The following is a 19,376-nucleotide window of genomic DNA, read 5'->3' as shown; positions in this document are numbered from 1 at the left end:
ATTGTCCCTTTATCGGCTAGCCCCTAAAGTTACATCCAAGCCGACGACAACGCCGCTGAAGGCAACGTCGACCAACCCATTGCTTACTTCGAAATCATCGACATCAAAAGGAACGCGCCATGTCTATTCGTGAACTGCTGAACCCAACCAACTCCGCTCTGATCCTGATCGACCACCAGCCACAAATGGCCTTCGGCGTGCAGTCGATTGATCGTCAGACCCTGAAGAACAACACCGTGGGCCTGGCCAAAGCGGCGAAGATCTTCAACGTGCCGACCATCTACACCTCGGTCGAAACCGAGAGCTTCAGCGGTTACATCTGGCCTGAGTTGCTGGCGGTTCACCCGGAGCAGAAGCCAATCGAGCGCACCTCGATGAACTCCTGGGAAGACAAGGCGCTGGTTGACGCAGTCAAGGCGACCGGGCGCAAAAAACTGATCATCGCTGCGCTTTGGACCGAGGTCTGCCTGACCTTCCCGGCACTCGAAGCACTGGCTGAAGGTTACGAGGTGTACATCGTCACCGACGCCTCGGGTGGTACCACCAAGGAAGCGCACGACATGTCGGTGCAACGAATGATTCAGGCGGGTGCGGTGCCGGTGACCTGGCAACAAGTGTTGCTCGAATACCAGCGTGACTGGGCGCACAAAGACACTTACGAAGCGGTGATGGAACTGGTGCTGGAACACAGCGGCGCGTACGGCATGGGCGTCGATTACGCCTACACCATGGTGCATAAGGCCCCGCAACGGCAGGCCAAGTAAACCAGAGCGACATCGCAAAATTTGTGGGAGCCAGCCTGCTGGCGATTGCAGTGGGTCAGACACATCAATGTCTGATGACACTACGCAATCGCCAGCAGGCTGGCTCCCACATTTTGATATGTGGGGTTACATCAGGTGTTTTTGTGGTTCGGGGATGTGTGCTGCGCCGAGAACTGCGGGCAGCAAACCTGAACGCAAATCCCCGCCACTCGGCTGCTGATACAGGCTCAAGCCAAACTCCGGCAGCACCGCCAGCAGATAATCGAAAATATCCCCCTGAATCCGCTCGTAATCCGCCCACGCCGTGGTGCGGGTGAAGCAGTAGATTTCCAGCGGAATACCCTGCGCTGTGGTCTGCATCTGGCGCACCATGCAGGTCATGTTCGGCTGAATCTCCGGATGACTCTTCAGATACGCCAGCGCATAAGCGCGGAAGGTGCCGATGTTGGTCATCCGCCGACGGTTGGCCGACATCGCCGCCACATTGCCCTGCGCCTCGTTCCACGCCTTGAGTTCGGCTTTCTTGCGGCCCATGTAATCGGTCAGCAGGTGCACCTGGGAGAGTTTTTCTTCTTCATCATCGCGGATAAAACGCACACCGCTGGCGTCGATGAACAGGCTGCGCTTGATCCTTCGTCCGCCGGATTGCTGCATGCCGCGCCAGTTCTTGAACGACTCGGACATCAGGCGCCAGGTCGGGATCGACACGATGGTTTTATCGAAATTCTGCACCTTGACCGTGTGCAGGGTGATATCGACCACGTCGCCGTCGGCACCGACTTGCGGCATCTCGATCCAGTCACCGACGCGCAGCATGTCGTTGCTGGTCAGTTGCACGCTGGCGACAAACGACAGCAGGGTGTCCTTGTAGACCAACAGAATCACCGCCGACATCGCACCCAGACCCGACAGCAGCAACAATGGCGAACGATCGATCAGGGTGGCGACGATGATGATCGCGCCAAACACGTACAAGACCATTTTCGCCAGTTGCACATAGCCTTTGATCGAGCGGGTGCGGGCGTGTTCGGTGCGCGCGTAGATGTCCAGCAGTGCATTGAGCAGGGCGCTGACCGAGAGCATCAGGAACAGAATGGTGAACGCCAATGCGACGTTGCCGAGGAATAATGTCGTGGTTTTGCTCAGTTCCGGCACCAGATGCAGGCCGAACTGGATTACCAGCGACGGCGTCATTTGCGCCAGACGCTGAAACACCTTGTTGTGGCGAAAATCATTCAGCCAGTGCAAGGCCGGCTGGCGACCGAGCATGCGGCTGGCATGCAGGATCAAATAACGCGCCACTCGTCCGAGTACCAGCGCGATCACCAAAAGCAGGATCAGCGCCAGGCTGGCGTGCAGGATCGGGTGCTCTTCGAGAGCCCCCCAGAGGTCTTGAGCGTTGAGCCAGAGCTGTTTGATATCCATGGGAGAAACGATTCTTCTGTAAGACGCGACGGGCGATTAGAGCATTTAAGACGCCGCGTATTACCGTTGGAGACAAATTGAGCAACAAAAAAGCCACTGATTAGCGCCGTTTGTACAAAGTAACTCGGCCTGAGCGCTCGAAACCGGTAACCTATGCAGCTGTTTTTTTGCATATCTTCGAGGTAGCACCCGTGTTTTCCGAATTCGCCCTGCACGAACGCCTGCTTAAAGCTGTGGCCGAGCTTAAATTTGTCGAGCCTACGCCTGTGCAAGCAGCGGCCATTCCGCTGGCGCTTCAGGGGCGTGACCTGCGGGTGACGGCGCAAACCGGTAGTGGCAAGACTGCCGCTTTCGTCCTGCCGATCCTTAATCGCCTGATCGGCCCGGCCAAGGTTCGCGTCAGCATCAAGACCCTGATCCTGCTGCCGACCCGCGAACTGGCCCAGCAGACCTTGAAAGAAGTTGAGCGCTTTGCGCAGTTCACCTTCATCAAGTCCGGCCTGATCACTGGCGGTGAAGACTTCAAGGTACAAGCCGCGATGTTGCGCAAAGTGCCGGACATCCTGATCGGCACCCCGGGCCGGATGATCGAGCAACTCAACGCCGGCAACCTCGACCTCAAAGAAGTCGAAGTACTGGTGCTGGACGAAGCCGACCGCATGCTCGACATGGGTTTCGCCGAAGACGTGCAGCGTCTGGTTGATGAGTGCCCGAACCGTCAGCAAACCATGCTGTTCTCCGCGACCACCGGCGGTTCCGGTCTGCGCGACATGATCGGCAAGGTGCTGAACAACCCTGAGCACTTGCAGCTCAACGCGGTCAGCCAACTGAACTCGACCACCCGTCAGCAGATCATCACGGCTGACCACAACCAGCACAAAGAACAAATCGTGAACTGGCTGCTGGCCAACGAGACCTATCAGAAAGCGATCATCTTCACTAACACCCGCGCCATGGCCGACCGTATCTACGGCCGTCTGGTGGCTCAGGAATACAAAGCGTTCGTGCTGCACGGCGAGAAAGACCAGAAGGATCGCAAACTGGCGATCGATCGTCTGAAGCAGGGCGGCGTGAAGATTCTGGTAGCTACCGACGTGGCTGCTCGCGGTCTGGACGTTGATGGTCTGGACATGGTGATCAACTTCGACATGCCACGCAGCGGTGACGAATACGTGCACCGTATCGGTCGTACCGGTCGTGCCGGTAACGACGGTCTGGCGATCTCGCTGATCTGCCACGGCGACTGGAACCTGATGTCGAGCATCGAGCGCTACCTCAAGCAGAGCTTCGAGCGTCGCACCGTCAAGGAAGTCAAAGGCACCTATGGCGGGCCGAAAAAGGTCAAGGCCTCGGGTAAAGCTGTCGGCGTGAAGAAGAAAAAGACCGACGCCAAGGGCGACAAGAAGAAAACCGCCGCCAAGACGCCGACCAAGCGCAAGAGCGCCAACCGTCCGAAACCGGATTCTCTGGTGAGCAGCGACGGCATGGCCCCGCTGAAGCGCCGCAAGCCGGCAGAGCCAGCGGCTGAGTAAGTCGTTTCAGGCGCACAAAAAAACCCGGACATTGTCCGGGTTTTTTTTCGTTCATCAGTTGCCTAACTGGCCACTGGTGTCGGCATCGAAGCGTCGTTTCGCCTGGTCGGCCGCCGGTTTCAGTTTAGCGAGCAGTGCCGCCTCGCTGTACACCTGAGCGAGCGCCAGCTCCTTGGGTGTCGGCTCGATCGGGATCAGCAGATCCTCGCCGTCGGCATGCAGCCAGATCGCTACAACGTGCAGCGCGGAAACAAACAGCACGCGCAGTTCGACGGTTTTGCCGTGCAATTGCGGCGATTGCTCCGCGAGTTTCAGCGCACCGACCGTAGCGGCCGCCATGTTCCCGTGGTTCAGCGACGAGAACTCGACATGGCCACGTACTTCGGCCAACTGCGCATCGGCAATCGTCAGGCCATCGGCAAATACCAGGTAATGCCAGTTGCCGATTCTGGCGTCTTTCAGGCCTTTGCCGTTGCTCAGGTCTTCAAGCGTCAGCGAGTAACCACGATAGGCTTCGCTCAGGCTGATCTTGCCGGCAGTCGCGTTGGCGAACTGCCGATTAACGCCAAAGCCCTGGGTTTGCAGCGCGGCTTGCAGGGCCGGACGCAAGGTTTGTACGCCGTTGGAAGGCGCCTTCGGATAAGTCAGTTGCATGATGTTGCCCTCCTAGTTTTTCGCGGTGAAGTAAGTGTGAGTCCAGTTGCCGCCGCCGTTGTACGAACCGGGGAACGAGTTCAGTGCCCGGCTCGAATAGCCGTAGATCGAGTCTGCGATCAGCACGTAGTTGCCGTTGGTGCCATAGACCGTCAGAAAGTGCGCACCACCGCCGTACCAGGCACAGCGTAAACCGACAGGACGGCCCATGCTGATCTGGTTCTGAATGGCCGACATCTGCAACGAACCCTGATTCATCCCGTTGTAACTGCGCGTGGTCTGCAGGGCGGAATCCAGATAGCCGTAGACGTTGCACGGCCCCGGTTGATTGCAGCAATTACGGTCCAGCTGGGTGCTGGCAACGCCGCACTGAGTCCAGTTTCCGGTACCGTAATAATTGCCGACCGAGGCGGAAACGGCGGCCCAGCACCAGTTGGTCTGGGTCTGTTGCTGCATGTTGAAGTTAAGGCTGGCGGCAGCCCGCGCCTCGGCTGGTGCCGCTTCGACCTCGACCAGTTGCGGGTCGAGCAGATGGCCGAGCAGACACCTTGGCAGGGTCTCGCTGGTGAATCGTGTTGCTTCAGTGGTTAACATTTTTTCAATCCTCCATGAATGAAAACAAGCGTCGTGCTTGTGAATGAAACCCTAGATACGAATATGCATTTGTGCAAATAAATAAATGCATTTGTGCATTTTCAGGATCGAAAAAACGCAGCCTGAGGCAGCTACAAACCCTTTTGGAGCTGCCGCAGGCTGCGATCTTTTGAACCTGTGATTAACCCTCGGTTTTCTTCTCGGCGGTATCCAGCTCTTTAAGACGCTGATCGATCAACTGGCACTTGTCCGGCAGATCAGCACTGGCCGTGCCCAGATCCATCTTCTGCAACTCGGCGTTGATCTCTTTGGCCTTGGTCGGATTCTGTTCCGTGAGCTTGGTGACTTCCTTGGCCAGTTGTTCACGTTTGGCGGTAGCTTCTTCCGGCGTGCAGGCCCAGACGGGCAGGGCACAGGCGAGCGTGGCGGCGAGGGTGAGCTTGAGCAGGGTTTTCATGGGGGCGGGCCTCCGTTCCGGTTAAGGCGGGTTAACCGGTTGAGGGTTCGAGGCCTGAAAAAGTTCAGCTTTGCCTCTTGTTCATCGGTGACTGACGGGTCGCGAACTTCGCTGAAAATCAGCTTTTCGGCGAAAACCTGCGTACTAGAGCGGTTGCTGAGTCAGATGTGTAACGGGTTGTTGACGTCAGAATGATGGCAATCTACCATCGCGCCATCACATTGATATCAGTGTGCGATTTCGAGGGATCGATCAGACTTTTCGCAGAAGCATTCTGCGGACGTTTTGCAACGCTTTGGACGTTCTGACCGAAGCGCGCGTATATCCCCTTTTCAAATGTTTTCACTCTACCGGCATGCCTCATCTGGCCGGGTAGGGATTGTTTTGCCTGTCGATTGCCCTGACCACATTCGCCCGTCGCAACGAGATCTTTCAACATGGACGTTCGCCATTACGCCTTCCTCGCTCAGCAGCCTTCTGCTGCCGTGAAAACCCGTGAGTCTTTCTTGGGCATGCCCAAGCGCGGGTTGGCATTTCTATTGGCCAACGTCATGTTCTGGCAACCGATGTGGGCGCAGGCCGACGGCATCGTCGTGGCCAACCCGAACACTTCGCTGGATCGAGCCGGCAACGGCGTGCCGATCATCAACATCGCCACGCCTAACGGCAGTGGGCTGTCGCACAACCAGTTCCACGACTACAACGTCACGGCGCAGGGCCTGATCCTCAACAACGGCTCGACTCAGAATTCCGCCACGCAGTTGGGCGGGCACATCATCGACAACCCGAATCTGAAGAACAGCGGTTCGGCACAGGTGATTCTCAACGAAGTCATCAGCGGCAATCCGAGCCAGTTGCGCGGTTATACCGAAGTGGCGGGGCAGTCGGCGCGGGTGATCGTGGCCAACCCTTACGGCATCACCTGCAACGGCTGCGGTTTCATTAACGCGCCACGGGTGACGCTGACTACCGGTAAACCGGTGCTCGACAACGGTCGACTGGATCGTTTCCAGGTCGATCAGGGCAGCGTCGCTATCGAAGGCGCGGGCCTTAACGCGACCAACGTTGATCGGTTCGAAATCATCACCCGCAGCGCGAAGATCAATGCGCAACTCCAGGCACAGAACCTGACTATTGTCGCCGGTCGCAACGACGTCAACGCGCAAACCCTGAATGCCACCGCCCGGGCCGATGACGGTAGCGCCAAACCGCAATTGGCCATCGACTCCTCGGCCCTCGGCGGCATGTACGCCGGGGCGATCAAACTGGTCGGCACCGAGGCGGGTGTCGGGGTCAAACTCGACGGCAAACTGATCGCCAGCGGCGGTGACATCCAGCTCGATGCCAGCGGCCAACTGAGCATGATTGATACCTCGGCGACTGGCGCGGTGAACGTCAAAGCTGCCAGTCTCGATGCACGCGGGCCGGTGTACGCCGGCACTGCGCTGAACGTGCAGACGCAGGGCAACCTGACCAACCGCCAAACCCTTGCGGCCCGCGACAGCATCAACCTCAGTGCCGGTGGGCAGATTACCAACGCTGGCGCAATCGAGGCCGGCGTCAATGCTGACGGCAGCCGCAACGCCACGGGTGATCTGAGCCTGAGCGCACAAAACCTCGACAACACTGGCAAAAGCCTGGTCGCGAGCCGCAACCTGACGGTCAATACCACGCAAACCTTGAACAACCAGGGCGGCACCCTTAGTGGGCAGGCCACCGCGATCACCGCCGGGACGCTGGATAACCGCAACACCGGCAAGGTGCTGAGCGACACCACGCTGAGCTTGAATGCCGCTCAGGTGTTGAACAATAAAGGTGTCATCAACAGCAACGCAAAGCTCACGGCCAACGTCGGCCAACTCATCAACAGCAACGGCGAACTCACCAGCCAGAGCGACATCGTGCTCAGCGTCACGTCGCTGGATAACGTCGCCGGCCTGATGATGGCCAGCCGTTTGCTCGACATCACCGCGCTCGGCGCAATCAACAACAGCAGCGGCAAGATTGGCGCAAAGCAGACCCTCGCCGTGCGAGCGCAACAACTCGACAACAGCCAGCAAGGCCAGCTGACCAGCGAAGGCACGCTGACCACCCGGGTCAGTGATCAACTGAACAACCAGAACAAAGGCCTGATCCAGGCCAACGGCGCGATGGATGTGCAAGCCACGCGTCTGGATAACCGCGCTGGCAAGATTTCCAGCCTCAGCACCCTGACCGTCAGCAGCGCCCACACCGACAATCGTGGCGGGACGATTCGTGCCGATCAGGCGGCGAAGCTGTTGATCAGTGAGCTGGACAACCGCGACAAGGGCCGACTTGAAAGCAAGACCACGCTGACCTTCGAAGGCAACAAACTGGATAACCGCAACGGCGGTCTGCTCACCTCGACGGGGCTGATGAGCCTCAAGGCCAATGAGGTGGTCAACGATGCCGGACGGATTTCCGCCAAGGGCGATATCAACGCGAACATCGGCAGCCTGAGTCAGCAGGGCGGCGAACTGGTCGCCGAAGGCAACTTGCTGCTGACCGGCAAGACGCTGGATAACCACAAGGACGGCCTCGTCGGATCGCTCAAGACCCTGACCGTCAACGTCGACCAGATCGACAACCGTGGCGGTTCACTTACCAGCCAACTGAATCTGCAGCTCAACGGTTCACGTCTGGACAACAGCGAGGGCGGCAAAGTGTTGTCCGACACCACGCTCGCGCTGAAAGTCGCGCAGATCATCAACGCCACCAACGGCCTGATTTTCAGCAAAGGCGCGAGCACCTTGAGCGGTATCGGTTTGAGCAACGTTGGCGGACGCATTGTCAGTCAGGCCAGTCTGGGACTGAGCTTCGACGAGGCCATGGACAACCAGCAGGGCCTGATCAGCAGCGAAGGCCAGATGACGCTCAACGCCGGCAGCCTCGACAATCGTCTGGGCAAACTGTCGAGCATCGAGTCGATGGCGCTCACCTCCAAAGCCGCCGTGTTGAGTCAGGGTGGCCTGATCGCTTCGCAGAAAGGCCTGACGTTCACCAGCGCCAGCCTCGACAACAGTGACAACGGCGTGATCAGCGCCAAGGCCGACTCGACCCTGACCACCGGAGAATTGAAAAACCGTCAGGGCGGCAGTCTGGCCACCGACGGCACATTGCTGCTGACCACCGCTCACCTCGATAACTCGGGCGGCAGCATCGGCAGTCAGCAGCGGCTCGATGTGTCGGTCACGTCGATGGAGCAGGATGGCGGCAAGCTTTTCAGCAACAGCGACCTGACGCTGGACATGCACAACGGTCTGCTGAACAACCAGCGCGGCAACATTCATACGCCGGGTCAATTGCTGTTGAAAAACCTCAACGAGGTGAACAACAGCGGCGGGGAAATTTCCGCCGCCAAGGCCTGGAGCATCAACGCGCAAAGCCTGAACAACGACGGCGGCAAACTGCTCAGCAACGAAAAACTCACCTTCGTTATCGACCGCGCACTGAGCAACGTCAAAGGCGTGATCGCTGCCGCCAGCCTTGAAAGTCGCAGCGACAGTTTGAACAACACCAGCGGCGAAATCCGCGTGCGGGGCGACGTCGATCTGACGGTGACCAACTCGTTCGACAACCGGGCGGGCGTGGTGATTGCCGACAATGGTCTGGTACTCAAAGCGGCGAGTCTGGATAACCGTCAGGAAGGTCTGCTGGGTTCGACCAACACGCTGAACCTGATCGTCGACCGCATCGATAACCGCACTGGCGAACTGTCGAGCAAGGCCGGTGTGAGCCTGATCGGTGCCTGGCTCGATAACAGCGACAGCGGCTACATGTTGGCCGGCGGCAATCTGGCGCTGACCGTCAATCAAATCATCAACCGCAATAAAGGCCTGCTGTCCGGCGACACCGGGCTGACCCTGACCGGGCAGAGCCTGGAAAACAGCGGCCGTCTGACCACTCAGAAAGATCTCGCGATCAACCTCGCATCGGATCTGAACAACGCTAATGGCAGCATCGTCAGCGAAGGCACCTTGGCGATCACTGCGCAGAGCCTCAACAACAACGCCGGCACTGTCTCCAGCGCCAAAGCACTCACAGTCGACACCCATGGCGCGGTCAGTAATCAGGGCGGCAAACTGCTGACCGATACCGGTTTAACTCTCAACAGCAGCGCACTGGATAACCAGCAAAGTGGTGTGATCAGCAGCAAAGGCAAACTGCGCATCACTACCGGTGAACTCAACAACAGCCAGGCGAGCATCTACGCCGACGACCAGGTCGACATCAGCGCCGGTCAGGTGACCAACAACGCTGGCAGCATAGGCGCCGGCAAGACGCTGGTGGCCAATATCCATGGCCTCGACCAGCAGGGTGGCAAGCTGTTCAGCGGCGCTAATGTGAGCGTCGATCTGAACGGCGGCGCGCTGAATAACCAGGGTGGCGGCATCATCAATGCACCGGGGCAGTTGCTGCTGAAAAACCTCGCCGACGTGAACAACCGTGGCGGCGAAATCTCCAGCGATCAGGCTTTTGAACTGATCGCCCAATCGCTGGACAACAGCGGTGGTCAACTGCTGAGCAACCAGAAACTCACGCTGAAAATCGACAACGCGCTGACCTCGATCAAAGGCAAGATCGCCGCCGCCGCTTTGCAGATTCGCGCAGCGAGTCTGGATAACAGCGGCTCCGGTGTGTTGCTCAGCGACAGCGATATCGAAGTCACCGTCGATGGCCTGCTGAACAACCAAAGCAAGGGCAGCATCAAGGCTGCGCAGCATCTGACCCTCAACAGCAACGGCCTTAACAATCAGGGCGGCACGCTGGTGGGCGTTTCCGGGGTTGCCATCGAACTGAGCAAAACTGCCGCAGACCTGAACAATCAGGACGGCCTGATCAGCAGCAAAGGCGATGTGAGCATTGCCCATCTGCGCGATCTGAATAACCAGGGCGGCGTGATCAACAGCAAAGGCGTGCTAAACATTGCTCCGCTGCATGACTTGAATAACCAGAAGGGCGAAATCTCCAGCGTCCACAGCTTCAGCCTCAACGGCAACTCGCTGGACAACCGTGGCGGCAACCTGATCAGCAACGAACAACTGAGCCTCAGCGCGACGCTGCTGCACAATCAGAGCGGTCTGGTCTCCGGCTGGAACGGCGTGACGGTCACTGGCGGCACGCTCGATAACAGCCTGGAAGGCACGGTTTCCAGTCTGCTCGGCAACACCAGCATCGACCTCAGCGGCGCGCTGATCAACCGCAGCAAAGGCGGAGTCGGCGGCAAGGGCGAGGTGAGCATCAAGGCCGCCAGTCTGGATAACAGCGGCGGCACGGTGACCAGCGGCGGCAAGCAGACCCTGACCCTGATCGGCGGCACGCTCAGCAACACCGCAGGCGGTTTGCTTGAAAGCGGTGATGCGCTGGATATCCGCGCGACAACCCTGGACAACAGCGCCGGCAGAATCACCGGCAAAAAAGCCCTGACCTTCACTGGCACCCAACTGAACAACGACGGCGGCAGCCTGGTCGGCAAGGACAGCGTCACTCTCGACCTGCTCGGCGCGCTGAGCAACGTCAACGGCGCACTCGGCAGCACCGGGCCGCTGATGATCAAACGCGCCGCCAGCGTCGATAACCGTGGCGGTCAACTGATCAGCGAAACCCTGCTGAGCCTGCTGACCCACGGAGATCTGAACAACAGTCAGGGCGGTACGATCTCGGCCAACGATAAGTTGGACCTCACTGCCGACGGCACGCTTTACAACAATGCCGACGGTCTGATCTCCAGCCGCGACGCCGCCGTGACGATCACCGCTGCCGGGCTCAACAACGCCAAAGGCGCGGTGCAAAGCATGACCGCGTTGACCGTCAACGCGGGCAACGGCGCCATCGACAACCAGGGCGGCAAGATCATCGCCCAGAACGGCGACCTGACGCTCACCGCCGCCAGCCTCGACAGCCGTGGTGGTGTGCTGTCGAGCCTCAAAGGTCTGCTGCAAACCCGACTGAGCGGCGTATTGCGCAACGGTCAGGGCGGCAAGATCGAAGGCAGTCGTCTCGACCTGCAAGCGCTGGGCGGCATTTACAGCGACGGCGGACGCATCGCCGCCAACAGCGGCAACATCCTGCTCAACGCTGGTAACAACGCGCTGGACAACAGCGGTGGCGGCATCTACGCCAAAGGCTTCGTGAAAGTCGATGCCGGCTCGATGAACAACAACGCCGGTCAGGTCAGCGGCAGCGCCATCGACCTTGGCCTCAATGGCCAACTCAGCAACCGCGGTGGCCTGATCGAAAGCGCCGGCGCTCTGGCGATCCGTGCCACCTCTCTGGATAACCAGGGCGGCAAACTGCGCGCGCTGGGCACCGCCGGCAAAACCAGTTTCCAGATCGGCAGCCAGTTCGACAACCGCAATGGCCTGGTGGAAACCGCCAACACCGACTTCACCCTCGCAGCGCCAAGCCTGCTCAACGCCGGTGGCTCGATCACCCATGTAGGAGTGGGCGAGTTCGACATCTCCACAGGCAACGTCATCAACGCTGGTGGTTCGCTGGTAACCCGTGGCGGCCTGACGCTGAACGCCGACAGCTGGACCAACAGCAGCGTGATTCAGGCGGGGCGGTTGACGGTCAACGTCGGCAACTTCGTGCAAACCGCCAGCGGACAGTTGCTGGCCTCGAATCAATTGGTCGCACGCGGTGGCAATTGGACTAACGATGGTTTGATTGCCAGTGACGGCGGTATGGACTTCCAGATCGGTGGCGCTTACGGCGGTAATGGTCGGGTGAGCAGCCTGGGCGACATGACCTTTAACGCCGCCCAACTTGGCTTGACCAGTGCTTCGAGCATCGGCAGTGGCGGGCAAGGCACGTTCAATATTGGCGGGCTGCTGAACAACGCTGGTGGTCGACTGACGTCCAATTACGGCCTTTCAATTAACGCCGGTGGCGTGAGCAACACCGGTACCTTGGGCGCTGCACAGGACCTGACGATCAGAACGGCGAGTCTGGTGAATAGCCGCGGGCTGATCTTCAGCGGCGGCAACATGAACCTGCTGGTCAATGACTTCACCAACCAGACTGGCGACGTTTACAGCATTGGCAATTTGACGATTGCCGGGCAAAACGGCGGACGTGCCAACAGCGTCAACAACCTTGCGGCGTCGATCAATGTTGACGGCGATTTTTCGCTGTCGGCCAATAGTTTCAATAACAAGACTGAAGGGGTACTGGGGCAAGACAAACTTATTTCCGGTGATATCACCTATGAGTGTATTGGCCGCGAATGCAAGTGGATCGATTACTACATTGAAGAACACTATGAGTCCGAATCGATCATCAACGGAGAACAGGCTGTTGTATCCGTTGGCGGGAATGTAAACGCAACCGTCGGCAACTTTTCCAACTTCGCCTCATTATTCTCTGCTGGAAAAAATATCAAACTTGATGTGATATCGTTTGATAACACGGGACTGGAGTCTGGAAGCTACACTAAGACGCTTATCTATACTGCCAAGAAACGAGACTTTGAAGGGCTGGTTGATGAAGCCACGGGGCCGATTACCGCTTACGCTCGGAAGAACTCCAAATATGAGCATGAGTATTCGTTCTACACCTGCGGCGGGCAGGATTGGCAGGGATGCTGGCAGGCTCCCATACCACGCGCCGACCAGACTAAAGCAACCCTGAACCCTTATTTCGGTCAAGGGCCTGACGTTCCCGTACCCGCAACATTGCTGGGTTATTCCCCCAAACCTGGGGGCGGTATCACCTTCACAAGCAACGGCGGAGCGTCTGCGATCATCCAGGCCGGGCAATCCGTGGAAGTCAATGCTAAAACGACTATCAAAAACGGTACCTTACAGGCATACACAAACTTCGCCCCCGTAGCAAAGAATTCTCCGCAAACAGGAGTCAATGCCGGAGCGACTATTCCTGTCATCCGCATCAACGCTCAACTACCGCCAGACTTGGCCCAACAACAGGTCAACCCGCTGGCCTTGCCGGGCTTCAGTCTGCCGACCGGCGACAACGGTTTGTTCCGCCTCAGTCGCAAGGACGGCAGCGAACAAACGATCGTAGCCGGCAGGGACTGGACGATCGGTACAGTTGCCGCTACCTCGGCGCAGCGCTCTGACGGCATGCCGGTCAGGAAAGCCTCTGAGTTACAGTTCGACAACAACGATCCGGTTTCGGTAAAAAATCGTGAGCTGGCATTGGCGGGTCGCCCGTCGCTGAATCTCAACGACAAGACCGCCGCCATCAACGTCAATGCTGCCGCTGGCGACGGACCAGTCGGGGTGTTGATGCCCAATCGTGGCAACGTTTCGTTTGAAGTGCCGCGTGTCCAGGGCTTGCCCGACACTAGCGTGCGTTCTAATCCGCACAAATACCTGATCGAAACCAACCCTGCACTGACTAATCTCAAGCAGTTCATGAGTTCGGACTATCTGCTGGGCAAGCTCGGCTACGACCTCGACACCAGCGCCAAGCGCCTGGGCGATGGCTTGTTTGAACAACGCATGGTGCAGCAGGCCGTGGTGGCTCGCACCGGTCAACGATTCATCGACGGCCAGACCTCTGACGAAGCGATGTTCAAGTACCTGATGAACAACGCCGTCGCCAGCAAGGATCAGCTCAACCTGTCGATGGGCGTAACCCTCACTGCACAACAAGTCGCTGCGCTGACCCATGACATCGTCTGGCTCGAAGAGCATGAAGTGAATGGCGAAAAAGTGCTGGTGCCGGTCTTGTACCTGGCGCAAGCGAACAATCGGTTGGCACCTAACGGTGCGCTGATCCAGGGTGGAGACGTGACCCTGATCGCCGGCGGTAACCTCGATAATGCGGGGACGTTACGCGCCTCCAACAACCTGTCGGCCGAAGCTGGCAACAACCTCACCAACACTGGTCTTATCGAAGCCGGCGAGCGCCTGACGCTCAAGGCCGGGAATGACATCATCAACAAATCCGGCGGCATTATCTCCGGCAAGGATGTCAGTCTGACCGCCACTAATGGCGATGTGATCAACCAACGAGACGTGAACAGTGTCGATGTCAGCCGCGGTGGAAATGTGTTCCACCGTGACTACCTGGACAACGCCGCACGGATCGAAGCGGCTAACGACCTGACGATCGAGTCCGGCCAAGACATCAACAACATCGGCGGCGTGCTGCAAAGCGGCCGGGACATGACGCTCGACGCTGATCGTGATGTGAATATCACTTCGGTGCAGAACCGCAGCACCGATGCGCGGGGTGGCAGTTACCTCAACCAGACGATTACCCAGCACGGCGCTGAAGTGACGTCCGGGCGGGACCTGTCGATCAGCGCTGATCGTGACGTGGCGATTGTTGCCAGTCGACTGGATGCCAAGCGCGATCTCAGCGTCGATTCAGGTCATGACATCGTGATCACTTCGGCTGCCGACGAGAGTGATTACGTCTCGCGCAGCAAGAAGCGCGCGAATGAAACCCATAGCATCACGCAACAGTCGTCGGTGCTGAGCGCCGGTCGCGACATTGCCCTGAATGCGGGTAACGATTTGGGCATCATCGCCAGCCGCATCAAGGCTACTGAGGATGTCAGCCTCGATGCGGTCCAGGACATCACTGTTGCCTCGGCAAAGGACGAGAGTTCGTCCTATTACTACAAAAAGAAAGAGGGCTCCTTCGGGCGCAGCAAAACTACCACGACAGAAAGTTATGAGAGCGAGAACGTCGCTTCCGTGATTGAAGCCGGGCGCGATCTGACCGTCAACTCCTCCAAGGACGAAGATGGCGCCGTGAGTCTGGATGGCGGGCGCAATGTCACCATCATCGGTAGTCAATTGAACGCCGGCAAAGACCTCGTCGTCGGTGCGACCAACGATGTGGCTGTGCTTTCCGCTACAGAAGAATCCGGCTCTTACACCAAGAAAACCAAGACTGGTACTTTCGGCCTGTCGAAAAGTGGCAGCAGCCACTTACAGACTGCTGTTACTCAAATCGGTAGCCAGTTGAACGCCGGGCATGATGCCGTGGTACTGGCAGGACGCGATGTTCGTCTGAACGCCAGTGAAGTCAACGCTGACAATGATGCTGAACTACATGCGGGTCTCGTGGACAAGGAGGGTGATATCACCCTGTCGTCTGCGGATGACCAAGCGTACAGCCGAGCCGAGGAATACAAGAAAAAACTGGGTATGTCGCTCAAGGACACCATTGGTGTCTTTGCCGGTACTCCGGGGCTGGGAGCCGATATCACCGTCGGTGCCTCGCACAATGGCGGACGTGAAGTCGTTAGTTCCAATAGCATTGGCAGCCAGGTCAATGCCGGGCACGATGCGATTCTCAATGCATCTCGCGACATCAACGTCATTGGCAGTGGAATCAGTGCCGATAACAGCGTTTCGCTCGATGCCGGCCGCGATGTCAACGTGGTTGCCTCGATCGATCAGCAGCGCAGCAATACTTGGGAGACGGACAAAAGCGTCGGGATCAAACAGACCATCGACAGCAATGCCTTCACCACGTTCGTCGGCAGCGAAACCCTTCAGCATGGCGTCAACAACAAGGGCTACACCGCAGCGGGCAGCTCCATCGATGCGGGGATGAACATCAATGTAAACGCCGGTCGCGACATCAACCAGCAAGGTTCCGATCTGACCGCCGAGAACAACATCCGGCTCAAGGCTGATCGCGACATCAACATCGATGCCAAGGAAGAGGCCAGCGAAGTCACCATCCGTGACAGCATCAAGCGCAACGGTATCACCGTGACCACGGCCTACAACATTGGCAACACCATGGATGGTCTCAAAGGCACTGGCAAAGGTGAGGATGGGGTCAGCAAAGGCTCAAGCGTACTGAAGTCGGTTGATACTCTGGATCAGTTCTTCAGTGGACCCAAATTTGACGGACATATCGGTGGCTCAAGCGTCAGTTCAAGCCAGACTCAGACGTCGGTCACTCAACGTCCGTCGACACTTTCTGCAGGCAATGACATCTCGCTGGACGCTGGCAACAACGTCAATGTCAGCGGTAGCCAGTTCAATGCCGGCCGTGACATCAATGTCAAAGGCAAGGACATCACCTTTGACGTTGCGCATGGCTCGCAAAGCAGTGACGGGCATTCGACCCAAAGCAAGGGTGGTGTCAAAGGTGGCACCACTGGCGGCTTCAAACTGGGCGTGGGTGTCAGCAATGCCGGCACCGTAGACCAATCGACTCAGGGCACCTCGACGGCAACTCAGTTGAACGCCGGTGGCAGCATCAACCTTGACGCGGAAAACGATCTGACCCTGATCGGCACCCGGGCCACAGCTGTACGCGATATTTCCCTCAAGGCTGGCAACGATCTGAACATTCTTTCGGCGCAGAACGCCTATGAGAGTTCGCACGATCGGCGTAGCTGGGGTGCGGAGGGCGGCATCATCGCCGGCAAGGACGGCTTCGGTGTTTATGGTTCGGCGAATATGGGCATCGGCGATCTCAACCGTGAGGGCGTCAAGCAGCAAGAAGCCTATCTGTATGCCGGCAACAAACTGGGCTTCGAAAGCGGTCGCGATACCAATATCGCTGGCGCGACTTTGCGTGGCGACGAAGTCATCGGTGATGTCGGTCGCAACCTGACCGTGACCTCTGTGCCGAACACCGGCAAGGTCGAAGGCAAGGAGTTCGACGCCAGCCTGACGGTCGCGGTGAGCTTCGGTGCAACGGTCAGCGGCTCGCTGGGTTATGGCGAGACCAACGGCAAAACCAACTGGGTCGACAACCAGACCGTTATCAGCGGCAAAAGCAATGTCGACATCCGTACCGAAAACCATACGCAACTCGATGGCTCGGTGATCAGCGCCGACAACGGCAACCTGAAACTCGACACCGATACCCTCGGCTACCGCAACATTACCGGCAAGGATAACGAGCACGGTTATTACCTCAATGTCAGCGGCAGCTATGGCGGAGGCGGTGGCGCCCAGGCCGACAAACCGAACAAGGGCATGGAAGGCGAGAGCAAAAACAGCTGGGCCGTGGAGGGCTACAAGTACGACAAGGATCGTCAGCAGACACTGAATGCCACCGTGGGTGAAGGTCAGATTGTCGTGCGTAACGACAAGGTCACCGGCCAGGATTCCACGGCGGGTCTTAATCGTGATGTGAACAAGTCCTATGAGATCACCAAGGATGAGGAGCATCGCACGACGTTGTATGCGAGCAGTTCTTCCATTGATGCCGTCAGCCATCCGTTAGAGACGCTGGACCGTTGGGGCGAAAGCATTACCAACTTCAAAAAGAACATGCTCAACCAGGCTTTGGCCGGTGCCAGCTTTCTGCAAAATCTGAAACTGGCAATCAATGCTCAGCTAGTTGATATCAGTGAGGTGTCTCCTTCGCTTCGCAAAGAGCTTGGTGATGAGCAGGCATTGGCCGTCACAAAGAACTTTGTTCGACAGGGAAAAGATCCTTCGGATATGGATTCCCTTGACCCCAAAGTGCTTGCTGGACTCAAGCGATTTGCCGATCTGGCAGCCGACTACGATAAGGAAATGGCGAAGGAGGTTGATCAGGGCAACATCATCATGGACCCCAAGAACGACGGTAGTGGGGGAACGAACGTCTTCTATCTCGATACGACCACAGTGAACGAGAAGGTCATTCCCATGGGGCAGGCGGCCCTTTCCGAGCTGGGTGACCTGCTCGTGGTGGCCAATTCATTGCCGGCTGATAAACGTGATCAGCTCAAAACCGTTGCCATTGCAGCTCAAGCTGTAATGGGACCCATGAAATTCATGGTGAGCTTTACTGCAAACGCTCTGATTAATGCTGCAGCAGGTAAGGAAGTTGAAGAGTTAAAAGATGGCGCAGCGATTAAATTGGCAGCTTTCTTTACCGGTAAATCAGAGGAAAGCCTGAGGAAGAGCAACGAGCTTGCAAAGGGTGAGCATGAGAATGGCAACACCGTCAAGTATCCTCTGGAAGGTGATAACTATGTCGTTGCTTCGCGTTTCCTTATCGATGCGGCGTTGGGTGAGTTTAAGTCACTTGGTGTAAAAGTGGGCGGGCGAGTGCTCACGATGACGAACAAAGGACCGACGGGCGGAGGTTCGCCTCATACTCCGTCTGTATTGACCCCCCCGCGAAATGCCGCGAATCTGATTGGAGGCCCCTTGGAGCATGCCACACAAGTCAGCGGTAGATTCAGCCTGTTGGGGCCTAAGGGGGCGACTCTGTATCGTGCTGATAATCGAGGAAATATCACCAGTTATGCGGTATACGATTCGCAAGGCATGATCATCAAACGCGTGGATGTCACGGGTGCCGCTCACGCAGGTGTACCAACGCCTCATGTCATTGAGTATGGTAGAAATACCCTCCCTGATGGATCAGTCAGAGTTCAGTCACCATCCACCAAAGCGCCTCCAAGAAGCGTCAATCCGGAAGAAATACCATGAATGGGATCTACTCAATTCCCCCTGTTACGGACGCCGTAAACTACGAGACCTGGAAAAAACAGTGGACTGAACAAGAGGGGCTGGATGTTTTTTCATATATCAGTGATCAATGTCATCCTGAGCAAATGTTGTTATTTTCGAAGGTGTTTTTCCCAGACTTTTTGACGGTTGGGGGGGGGGTTTTTCTGGAGCGAAATTTTGCTTTTGAAACATTCTCTGCGCGAATGGCTGAGATGAATGATGTTCGCGAAGTAGAGCGGATCATTAATAATGTGCATGTTTATGATCTTTTTGATCAGTGCGCAGATAATGTGTCGGACAGCGTTTTTTTTCAGCTGTGCAATGTAATTGCATTCTCTTGGAGAATGGTGCTGAAAGAGAAATTTCCCGGCCAGAAATTCTCTGTGGAAGTCTCGAATTCAGAAAGTGACTACGGCCCCGTCATTACGTTTTTTCAGGTGGGTGAGTAACTCGCTCATAAGGAAGCTATCAAGGGACAGGCCACGTTTAAATAAACGTGGTCTGTCTCCCAGTTCTCCATGTCGGTACGTAC

At 57.4% G+C, this 19,376-nt stretch carries 9 protein-coding genes; 4 read left to right on the top strand and 5 right to left on the bottom strand.

Annotation, left to right across the window (positions count from 1 at the left end; genetic code table 11):
• Nucleotides 1–119: 119 nt before the first annotated feature.
• Nucleotides 120–764, top strand: coding sequence for a hydrolase (locus ACIOZM_RS13830; RefSeq protein WP_223516257.1), 645 nt, complete (start codon nt 120–122; stop codon nt 762–764).
• A gap of 126 nt (nt 765–890) precedes the next feature.
• Here the strand turns inward: ACIOZM_RS13830 and ACIOZM_RS13825 are convergent, their stop codons facing one another.
• Nucleotides 891–2,189, bottom strand: coding sequence for a mechanosensitive ion channel family protein (locus ACIOZM_RS13825; RefSeq protein WP_401214542.1), 1,299 nt, complete (start codon nt 2,187–2,189; stop codon nt 891–893).
• 191 nt (nt 2,190–2,380) lie between these two features.
• On the opposite strand from ACIOZM_RS13825, the gene ACIOZM_RS13820 reads away from it, so the two are divergent.
• Nucleotides 2,381–3,721 (top strand): DEAD/DEAH box helicase, encoded by a 1,341-nt coding sequence (locus ACIOZM_RS13820; RefSeq protein WP_401214540.1) that lies wholly within the window; start codon nt 2,381–2,383, stop codon nt 3,719–3,721.
• Nucleotides 3,722–3,775: 54 nt separating this feature from the next.
• On the opposite strand, the gene ACIOZM_RS13815 is transcribed toward ACIOZM_RS13820, so the two are convergent.
• The 4 genes from ACIOZM_RS13815 to ACIOZM_RS13800 form a co-directional block, all read right to left on the bottom strand.
• Nucleotides 3,776–4,375, bottom strand: a complete 600-nt coding sequence (locus tag ACIOZM_RS13815) for a hypothetical protein (protein WP_401214538.1) — start codon at nt 4,373–4,375, stop codon at nt 3,776–3,778.
• Between the two features lie 12 nt (nt 4,376–4,387).
• Nucleotides 4,388–4,969, bottom strand: coding sequence for a papain-like cysteine protease family protein (locus ACIOZM_RS13810; RefSeq protein WP_401214535.1), 582 nt, complete (start codon nt 4,967–4,969; stop codon nt 4,388–4,390).
• Between the two features lie 181 nt (nt 4,970–5,150).
• Entirely contained in the window at nt 5,151–5,426 is a 276-nt protein-coding gene (locus tag ACIOZM_RS13805) for a hypothetical protein (RefSeq protein WP_401214532.1), read from the bottom strand.
• A 202-nt stretch (nt 5,427–5,628) separates the two neighbouring features.
• A complete protein-coding gene (locus ACIOZM_RS13800; protein ID WP_401214531.1) occupies nt 5,629–5,865 on the bottom strand; it encodes a hypothetical protein in 237 nt (78 codons plus the stop codon).
• Here ACIOZM_RS13800 and ACIOZM_RS13795 point away from each other — a divergent pair.
• Both ACIOZM_RS13795 and ACIOZM_RS13790 read left to right on the top strand, forming a co-directional pair.
• Nucleotides 5,864–18,823: a hemagglutinin repeat-containing protein gene (locus tag ACIOZM_RS13795; RefSeq protein ID WP_401214529.1), complete on the top strand. Its 12,960-nt coding sequence runs from the start codon at nt 5,864–5,866 to the stop codon at nt 18,821–18,823. The two genes, ACIOZM_RS13800 and ACIOZM_RS13795, sit on opposite strands and share 2 nt — an antisense overlap.
• Nucleotides 18,820–19,293: a hypothetical protein gene (locus ACIOZM_RS13790; RefSeq protein ID WP_401214527.1), complete on the top strand. Its 474-nt coding sequence runs from the start codon at nt 18,820–18,822 to the stop codon at nt 19,291–19,293. Before ACIOZM_RS13795 ends, ACIOZM_RS13790 begins: the two co-directional genes overlap by 4 nt.
• Nucleotides 19,294–19,376: the final 83 nt, after the last annotated feature.

Origin of the sequence: Pseudomonas sp. NPDC087346 (assembly GCF_044744235.1) — a bacterium.
Lineage (GTDB): Bacteria > Pseudomonadota > Gammaproteobacteria > Pseudomonadales > Pseudomonadaceae > Aquipseudomonas.
The sequence above is the reverse complement of the archived record's forward strand: the minus strand, read 5'-3'. Positions and strand labels throughout refer to the sequence as shown.